Source organism: uncultured Desulfovibrio sp. (genome assembly GCF_944327235.1).
In the GTDB taxonomy this organism is placed as follows: Bacteria; Desulfobacterota; Desulfovibrionia; order Desulfovibrionales; family Desulfovibrionaceae; genus Desulfovibrio.
Genome location: NZ_CALVHE010000101.1, coordinates 1 through 8249 on the forward strand (window position 1 = coordinate 1; position 8249 = coordinate 8249).

Consider the following 8249-nt stretch of genomic DNA (forward strand, 5'->3'; position numbering starts at 1 on the left):
GAAAGACTGGCGCCGCATAGCCATGCGCTATGATCGCTGTGCCCATACATTCCTTTCGGCAATCCATATTGCTGCCAGTGTCATTTTTTACCTTTAATGAGTCCTGACCCTAAGAGGGGTGCCGTTCTGTAGGAGACTAAAAGCCCGCCAAACGATGGTAGCATACGCTCACCGTTGGACAGCCTCCTCAAAAGTTTTTCGCTGGTGGCCGCCTTTACCCACTCCTCTACGACGCAAAATTATCGGCGCAGCCAAAGGGAAAAAATTTTGCGTCAGTCCAGTTTGTCAAAGATGTCCGCAAGTCGAAGAAATATTTTCTGCAGGCAAGGATATGACCGAACTCTGGTGGACATGTTGCTGTATTTGGTTCGTTTGCGTGGGGATGGGGACGCTTGGGAGACGGCGCAGGGGCAATTCCAAGCGCGCAGGTATATTGACGAAGTTCTGAAATCTTTTTACATAAAAGAAAATTCAATTTACGGAGTGGCTGCCATGCGAAGTTCTCCCCCTATCCCCGCTCTCTCTCTCTCTCTCTCTCTCTCTCTTGCTGATATAAATAACATCCGGGGACAGTCGGTCCGCCATCCTGCCGGTCGCTGCTGTGGACATGGAGTGTTGTCCGTGCCGACGTCTGTTGTCCTGTGCAGGCGTTTTAAGCACGGTCGCAAAGAAGCGGTGGACCTCTCAGCTCTGTCTGCCCGCGAGCATCTGCTCGCCCTCGTCGGGCAGGGGAGGGCAGCCGCATGAGTCCTCTGTCCGTCAATCACAATCTCATGGCCTATGGCGTGTCTCGTCAGCTGTCCGCGCATTACGACACGCTGGCGGATTCCGTGCGCCGCCTCTCCACCGGTCTGCGGGTGGAACGAGCGGCCGACGATGCGACCGGGCTGGCTATCCGCGAACTCATGCGGGCGGACATCAAGGCTCTGGGGCAGGGCGCGCGCAACGCCAACGACGCTATCTCCCTCATCCAGACGGCGGACGGGGCCTTGCAGATCATCGACGAGAAGCTCATCCGCATGAAGGAACTGGCCGAGCAGGCGGCTACCGGCACCTACGACTCCACGCAACGTCTCATCATCAACAGCGAATTCCAGCAAATGGCCTCGGAGATAGACCGCATCGCCAAGGCCACCGATTTCAACGGCGTAAAACTGCTGGACGGCTCCCTCTCCGGGCCGCACGGCGGCACCGGCGCGGGCAGCGCGGACGGCCTGTCCTCCACTGGCGCGCTCAAGGTGCATTTCGGCACGGCCAACGACAGCGCGGAAGACTATTACTATGTGGAGATAGGGGATTGTACGCTGGCCGGACTGGGACTGCGGGAAGGCGGAGCGGCTGGGGGAGGCGGCGGTGGAGGAGTCGGATATGGCGGAGTTCCTATTTTGAGTGAGAGGGTGCAGAACGGTATACAACAACAGTTTACTTCAGGTATTATTTCTTTTGGGATAATTCCGAAAGGCTCAACCAATATTTCCATACATATAAATTCTCAAGCACAAAATGATGATATAAATATTTTTACTCGTGATGGAAAGCATATTGCTGGAACGTTCCTTCAAAATTGGCCTCCATCAGGGGTGTCAGCAAGCGATGTCATCAAAGAAAGTAATGGATTTTATCCATCCGCAGTATATGATTCCAGTAAAATAAATGAAACAGGAAATGAAATAAAATATACAGGTGGTGCTAATTTCCCTTTCTCTTATAATGGAATGAATTTTACATACACAGGTGATGGGATTTCTGTAAGTATGTTTTTCCAAGAAGAGAAATTAACAATTGATAATGTAACAGAAGATTTGATTCTAATTATAGGTGGAGAAGGTGTTTTTGACATTACGGCCAACTGGACAGCCATGCCCACAGCGGGCGGTGGAGGCGGTGTCGTGACCCCCGGCGACCCCAACGGGGATATCATCTCCATCAGCACACAGGAGCTTGCCCAGCGGGCCTTGAATCGGTTGGATAACGCCATCGTCCGCAAGGATCAGATACGTGCCCATCTTGGTGCGACGCAGAACCGGCTGGAAAATACGGTGACCAATCTCACCGTGCAGGCCGAGAGTTTGCAGGCGGCGGAATCCCGTATCTCGGACGTGGACGTGGCCACGGAGATGACGACATTCGTCCGTAATCAGGTCCTTACCCAGTCAGCCACCTCCATGCTGGCGCAGGCCAATGCCTTCCCCCACATGCTCTTGCAACTCTTGCAGGGGTAGGGGGAGGTTCTCTTCTCTCTTGTTTTTTTGGGGCCGCTGGGTTGGGGCTGTTGCGAGCAGGGGAGGACTTGCCTCGTATCCCTGACTCTTCCCCGGTAAAAGCGCGCTGGGGAAGGGATGGGGGGCTTGGGGGGAAGGGGAACCCCTCCAGCGCTGGCGGAGGGGTTCCCCTTCCCCCCAAACAAACAGCGAATAGTGTTAACAGCCCGTTGGCGACGCAGGAGCCTTACGGGCATCGACAGCAGAGCGAAGAGTTCCCCTTCCCCCAATCTTACACCGTCTAGCGGCCGGCCCACTGCACGCGGTGCACGTCAGGGGCGGGCAGGGCAACGCTGCGGGGATAGTGGACAGCCGGTTTGCCGTAGAGCATACAATAGCTCAGCTCGTAGCCGTCCGGCATACCCAGACGTTGCATGACATCGGGCAGGAAGAGCGTGATGCACCAGTAGAGCAGGCCGCACCATGTGGTGCCCAGTCCCCAGGACTGCGCCAGAAGCTCGAAGTAGGAAAGATAGATGATCGGGTCCTGTGTGGGGCAGGGGGCATCCTTGGCGTTGGCCACGATGACGCAGTGCGGGGCCGTGCGGAAGAGCACATCCACCTGCTTTTCCCGCCAGAGGCGCGGGGCCGCGCGAAAGACCTGCGCCCGGCGGTCGTCGGGGATGGCTCCGGCGGCGTCGAGCTCGGCCAGACGGGCATAGACCTCTTCCCGGAAGGCCTGCAGGGAGGTCAGCGTGTCCAGCGTACATATCCAGAGCTTGCGGGCGTTGACGCCTGTGGGGGCGTACTGGGCGGCGGTGAAGAGTTGGTCCAGGGTGGCCCTGTCCACATCTTCCTGCCGGTACTGGCGGCAACTGCGCCGCCCGCGCACAAGGGCGGTCATCGTGTCCGGGCCCGGCAGCGCCCCCTCGAGCGGCAGGCAGTCCGCGGGCGTCCGACCAAGGACGGAAACGGCCCCGACAGGACAGACGGCCAGACAGTGCTGACAGCCGATGCAGTTTTCTTCCCGCGACATGGCAGGGTAGCCGTTGTGCATGGTCAGGGCCTGACCCACGCAGTCCTTGACGCAGGCCCCACAGGACAGGCATGTTGAGGTATCGACGGAAAAAGCGATCATGAGACCTCCTCGGCAGGGGTGAATGATGGGCCATTGTGCTTCCAAACAGGCCGGGAGGCAAGCTACCGGCAAGCCGGAGGGGATATGCGCATACGAAAGGGAGCGGCGGTCGCGGCGCTGCTGGTCGCGGGCGTGCTGGCGCTTGGGCTGTGGCGGCTGGTGTTGCGCGGGGACAGCGCCCCGGTCTTTTACGGCAATGTGGAGATACGGCAGGTGGATGTGGGCTTTCGCGTGGGCGGACGCCTGACCGATCTGCTGGTGGAGGAAGGCGACAGCGTGCAGGCCGGTGACCTCATCGCCCGGCTGGATGACGACACGCTGACGGCGCAGGCCCGGCAGGCGCAGGCCCAGCTCGCGAGGGAGAAGGCCAATCTGCAACGTCTGGAAAGCGGCTACCGCAGCGAGGAGATCGCCGCCGCCCGGGCGGAGCTGGCCGCCGCCCGCGCTCTTGCCGACAATGCCCGCCAGAATTTGCAGCGGGTGGAAGCCATGCGGGCGGGCAACGCCATTTCTCAGAAGGAGCTGGACAATGCCCGCGGCACCTACCGCAATGCCGCGGCCAAGCAGAAAGCGGCGCAGGAGCAGCTTTTGCTGGTGAGCACCGGCTACCGGGATGAGGATATCGCCGCCCAGCGGGCAACGGTGGCCGCCGCCGAAGCGCAGTACGCTCTGGCGCGCATCGCGCTGGAGGACGCGAACCTGCACGCGCCGCAGGCGGGCGTCGTGCTGACGCGGGTACGCGAGGTCGGGGCCATCGTGCAGGCGGGGCAGCCGGTCTATACGTTGAGCCTCACGGAACCGGTCTGGCTGCGGGTCTATGTGGACGAACCGCATCTGGGCGACATCCGGCCCGGCATGGCCGTGGAAGTGCTCTGCGACGCCGCGCCCGGACGCAGTTTGTCCGGACGGGTGGGCTTCATCTCCCCTTCGGCGGAATTTACCCCCAAGAATGTGGAGACGGCCGAAGTGCGCACGTCGCTGGTCTACCGGGTGCGTGTGCGCACGGAGGACCCGGACGGCATCCTGCGGCAGGGTATGCCTGTCCGCGTCCGGCTGCCCGGCGCGACGGAGGCGGTGCGGCAATGAGGACGGGGAGCGGCGGCACGGCCGAACCTGAGTACGCCGTGGAGCTGGATGGGCTGGGGATGCGTTTCGGGGCGCGGACGGCGCTCTGCGACATCACGGCCCGCATCCGTTCCGGGCAGATAACCGGGCTCATGGGCCCGGATGCCGCGGGCAAGACCACGCTGCTGCGGCTGATGGCCGGTCTCATGCTGCCCGCGACGGGCACGGTGCGGCTGCTGGGCATGGATGCCCTGCGGCTCGCGCGGACGGCTCCCAACAGCATCGGCTACATGCCGCAACGCTTCGGCCTGTATGAGGATCTTTCCGTACGCGCCAATCTGGAACTGCACGCCCGCCTGCGCGGCGTGGAGGGAGAGGAGCGGGAAGGCCTTTTTGCGCGCCTGCTGGGCTTTACCGGACTGGCTCCTTTTACCGGACGCCTTGCCGGGCGGCTTTCCGGCGGCATGAAGCAGAAGCTGGGCATAGCCTGCGCGCTGCTGGGCTCGCCGCGCGTCCTGCTGCTGGACGAGCCCGGCGTGGGGGTGGACCCGCTCTCTCGGCGCGAGCTGTGGGAAATGGTCACGACCCTGTGTCGGGAGGGCATGAGCATCATCTGGTCCACGGCCTATCTGGACGAGGCCGCCCGCTGTCCGGAAGTCCTCATGCTCAATGAGGGCCGCCTGCTGTATGCCGGAGCGCCGGAAGCCATGCTGGAGCGCGTGCGGGGGCGGGTGTTCGCCCTGCGGCCGCCGCGTGAGACGCGGCGTGACTGCCTTGCCCGCTGGACGGACATGTCCGGCGTGGAGGATGTGGTGGTGCAGGGCAGCCGTATCCGTCTGGTGCTGGCCGCCGATACGGCGGGAACGCTGGTACGGAAGGTGTACGAAGAGGGCGGCGAGGCCGTCCCGCCCCGTCTGGAAGATGCCTACATGAGCGCGCTGGGCGGTATGCTGAAAACGCCCTCACCCTACGGGCAGCGCACGGCGGGGGTGGACGGCGCAGGCGCGGCGGCCGGAAGCGGGGACGCGACGGCGGAGCGCATCGTGGCCGAGGGGCTGACCAAGCGTTTCGGTTCGTTCGTGGCGGCGGATGCGGTGAGCTTCCGCGTGCGGGCCGGGGAGATATTCGGCCTGCTGGGGCCCAACGGGGCGGGGAAGTCCACCACCTTCCGTATGCTCTGCGGCCTCTCCCGTCCCACGGCGGGGCAATGCCGGGTGGACGGGGTGGACCTGCTGCGGGCGGGCAGTCTGGCGCGTGCCCGGCTGGGCTACATGGCGCAGAAATTTTCCCTTTATCCGGACATCAGCGTGGCCGCCAACGTCGGCATTTTTGCCGATCTCTACGGCCTCAGCCGCCGGGAACAGCGGGAGCGTCTGCCGCGCCTGGCGGCGGCCCTCGGCCTTGCGCCCTTCTGGCACAGTCGGACGGACAGTCTGCCGCTGGGGCAGAAACAACGTCTTGCCCTGTTGTGCGCCACCCTGCATGAACCGCCGGTCCTTTTTCTCGATGAACCGACTTCCGGCGTGGATGCCCGTACCCGTCGCGACTTCTGGAAGCACATCCTTGCCCTCACCGCCGCCGGGACGGCCGTGCTGGTGACCACGCATTTCATGGAAGAGGCAGAATACTGCGACCGGTTGGCCTGCATCAACGGCGGGCGCATCATCAGCATGGGCACGCCGGACGATCTCAAGTCCGCCTGTGCCCGTGAAAGCGGGCAGAACGATCCCACGCTGGAGGACGCCTTCATCGCCTGCATCCTGCGGCAGCGTCGCGAGGAGGCGCAGGCATGAACCGTTTCTGGTGGCGTCAGCTCGGGGCGCTCGTGCGCAAGGAAGCGCAGCAGATCGTCCGCGATCCCTCTTCCTATCTGGTGGCGGGCGTCCTGCCGCTCCTCTTCCTTTTTCTGTTCGGCTACGGGATCACGCTGGACCCCGGCATCCTGCGGCTGGCCGTGCTCAATGAAAGCGGCGGCGCGTCCTCGCAGCAGCTGGCGGCCGCCTTTGCTCATTCGCCGTGGTTCACCGTGCGCACGGTGCACGACATGGCCGAAGCCGAGGGCCTCATGCGGGATTCCCGCGTACAGGGGGTGCTCGTCCTGCGGCAGGATTTCGACGCCTGCCGGGAGCGAGGCGCGGCGGCGCAGCTCATGCTCATCGTGGACGGTACGGAACCCAATATCGCCACCTTCATCCAGAGTTACGGACAGGGCGTCATCAGCCGCTGGCAAAGTTTGCAGTCGCCCGGAGCCGAGGCCGTGCAGCCCGCCGTGGGCGTGGAACAGCGCTTCTGGTACAATCCCACGGCCCGCAGCGAGCAATTCCTCGTGCCGGGGGCCATCACCGTCATCATGACCCTTATCGGCACCCTGCTGACCTCGCTGGTCTTTGCCCGCGAATGGGAGCGCGGCACCATGGAAGCCATGTTCGCCACGCCGGTCAGCCGTTTGCAGCTCCTGCTGGGCAAGTTGATCCCCTATTTCGGCATGGGGATGTTCAGCATGGGCATATGCGCGCTGGCCGCCGTCTGGCTGTTCGAGGTGCCGTTCCGCGGCTCGGTGGGCGCGCTGCTGCTCCTTTCGTCGGTGTTCATGTGCTGCGCGCTGGGGCAGGGGCTGCTCATCTCCACCGCCTTCCGCACGCAGCTCGTGGCGGCCGAGGCCGGGCTCTTTTCCGGCTTCCTGCCCGCCCTGCTGCTGTCGGGCTTCGTGTTCGACATCAACAGTATGCCGCCCGTCCTGCAATGGCTGACGCATCTGCTGCCGGCCAGCTATTTCAATACCTGTCTGCGGACGCTCTTTCTGGCCGGGGACGTCTGGGCTATCTACGGGCGGGCGCTCTTCTTCATGGGGCTGCTGGCGGCGGCGCTGCTGGGACTGACCTACCGCAATCTGCGCAAGAGGCTGGACGTATGACGGGTGCGATAAATTGGCGTCGCTTTGCCGCCATCGTCCGCAAGGAACTTCTGGTCCTCCTGAGCAACCGCGTCTCGCGCATCATGCTGGTGGTGCCGCCGCTCATGCAGATCGTCATTTTCGGCTGGGCGGCCACGCTGGAGGTGCGCAATGTGGACGTGGCCGTACTGCGGCATGACGCGGGCCGACTTTCCACGGAAGTGCTGCACCGCCTGCGGGGATCGCCCACGTTCCGCCACATCTTTTTCGTGGACAGCGAGGCGGCCCTGCGGCAGGCCGTGGAAGAAGAGCGGGGCCTGCTGGCGCTGGTCTTCCCGCAGGATTTTTCCCGGCGCGCGGCGGCGGGGGAGACGGCCACATTGCAGGTCATCCTGGACGGCCGCCGCTCCAATGCCGCGCAGATCGCCGCTTACTATCTGCAGACCCTGCTGCAGGACGTAGGCGCGCAGACGCCGCGCGGTCAGGCCGCCGCGGCCGCCGTGACGCCTCAGCTTCTGGTGGCCGGGCGCTGCTGGTTCAATCCCAATCTGGAATTCCAGTGGTTTTTCCTGCCCAATCTCATCGGTATGCTGAGTTTCATGCTGGGGCTGGTGGTGACCGGGCTTTCCGTGGCCCGTGAGCGCGAGGTGGGCACCTTCGACCAACTGCTCGTGTCCCCCGCCACACCGACGGAGATAGCGCTGGCCAAGCTCATGCCCGGCTGCCTCGTGGGGGTGGTGCACGGGAGCATCTTCCTGCTGATCACGGTATTCGGCTTCGGCGTGCCCTTTACCGGCTCCGTCGTCCTGCTCTATGCGGCCATCCTGGTCTTTGCGCTGGCCTCCGGAGGCGTGGGGCTCATGGTCTCTTCCCTCTCCTCCACCCAGCAGCAGGCCTTCCTGGGGGCCTTTACCGTGGGCGTGCCCTGCATCCTCCTTTCCGGGGCCGTGAC

General features: G+C 63.5%; 5 protein-coding genes and 3 pseudogenes. 7 read left to right on the plus strand and 1 reads right to left on the minus strand.

Going from position 1 to position 8249, the window contains the following annotated elements; genetic code table 11:
• The 3 pseudogenes from Q0K00_RS10595 to Q0K00_RS10605 form a co-directional block, all read left to right on the plus strand.
• A pseudogene (locus tag Q0K00_RS10595) lies at window positions 1-97 on the plus strand (IS5/IS1182 family transposase); the annotation flags it as partial.
• 646 nt (window positions 98-743) lie between these two features.
• Window positions 744-1322, plus strand: a pseudogene (locus Q0K00_RS10600) (flagellin); the annotation flags it as partial.
• Between the two features lie 600 nt (window positions 1323-1922).
• A pseudogene (locus tag Q0K00_RS10605) lies at window positions 1923-2222 on the plus strand (flagellin); the annotation flags it as partial.
• Between the two features lie 280 nt (window positions 2223-2502).
• Here Q0K00_RS10605 and Q0K00_RS10610 read toward each other — a convergent pair.
• Window positions 2503-3339 carry a nitroreductase family protein gene (locus Q0K00_RS10610; RefSeq protein ID WP_297229342.1) on the minus strand — a complete coding sequence of 279 codons (837 nt, stop codon included), beginning with the start codon at window positions 3337-3339 and terminating at the stop codon, window positions 2503-2505.
• Window positions 3340-3423: 84 nt separating this feature from the next.
• Between Q0K00_RS10610 and Q0K00_RS10615 the strand changes: the two genes are divergently transcribed.
• The 4 genes from Q0K00_RS10615 to Q0K00_RS10630 all read left to right on the plus strand — a co-directional run.
• Window positions 3424-4425 carry an efflux RND transporter periplasmic adaptor subunit gene (locus Q0K00_RS10615; RefSeq protein ID WP_297229344.1) on the plus strand — a complete coding sequence of 334 codons (1002 nt, stop codon included), beginning with the start codon at window positions 3424-3426 and terminating at the stop codon, window positions 4423-4425.
• On the plus strand, window positions 4422-6197 hold the full coding sequence (locus Q0K00_RS10620; RefSeq protein ID WP_297229346.1) for an ATP-binding cassette domain-containing protein: 1776 nt from the start codon (window positions 4422-4424) through the stop codon (window positions 6195-6197). The genes Q0K00_RS10615 and Q0K00_RS10620 overlap by 4 nt, the downstream gene beginning before the upstream one ends.
• Window positions 6194-7318 (plus strand): ABC transporter permease, encoded by a 1125-nt coding sequence (locus Q0K00_RS10625; protein ID WP_297229348.1) that lies wholly within the window; start codon window positions 6194-6196, stop codon window positions 7316-7318. Before Q0K00_RS10620 ends, Q0K00_RS10625 begins: the two co-directional genes overlap by 4 nt.
• Window positions 7315-8249 (plus strand): ABC transporter permease (locus tag Q0K00_RS10630; protein WP_297229350.1); only part of this gene is annotated, 935 nt, incomplete at its 3' end. The genes Q0K00_RS10625 and Q0K00_RS10630, both read left to right, overlap by 4 nt.

Coding starts and splice junctions, on each gene's coding strand:
- Q0K00_RS10610 (WP_297229342.1), bottom strand. CDS start 3,339: ATGATCGCTTTTTCCGTCGATACCTCAACATGCCTGTCCTGTGGGGCC.
- Q0K00_RS10615 (WP_297229344.1), top strand. CDS start 3,424: ATGCGCATACGAAAGGGAGCGGCGGTCGCGGCGCTGCTGGTCGCGGGC.
- Q0K00_RS10620 (WP_297229346.1), top strand. CDS start 4,422: ATGAGGACGGGGAGCGGCGGCACGGCCGAACCTGAGTACGCCGTGGAG.
- Q0K00_RS10625 (WP_297229348.1), top strand. CDS start 6,194: ATGAACCGTTTCTGGTGGCGTCAGCTCGGGGCGCTCGTGCGCAAGGAA.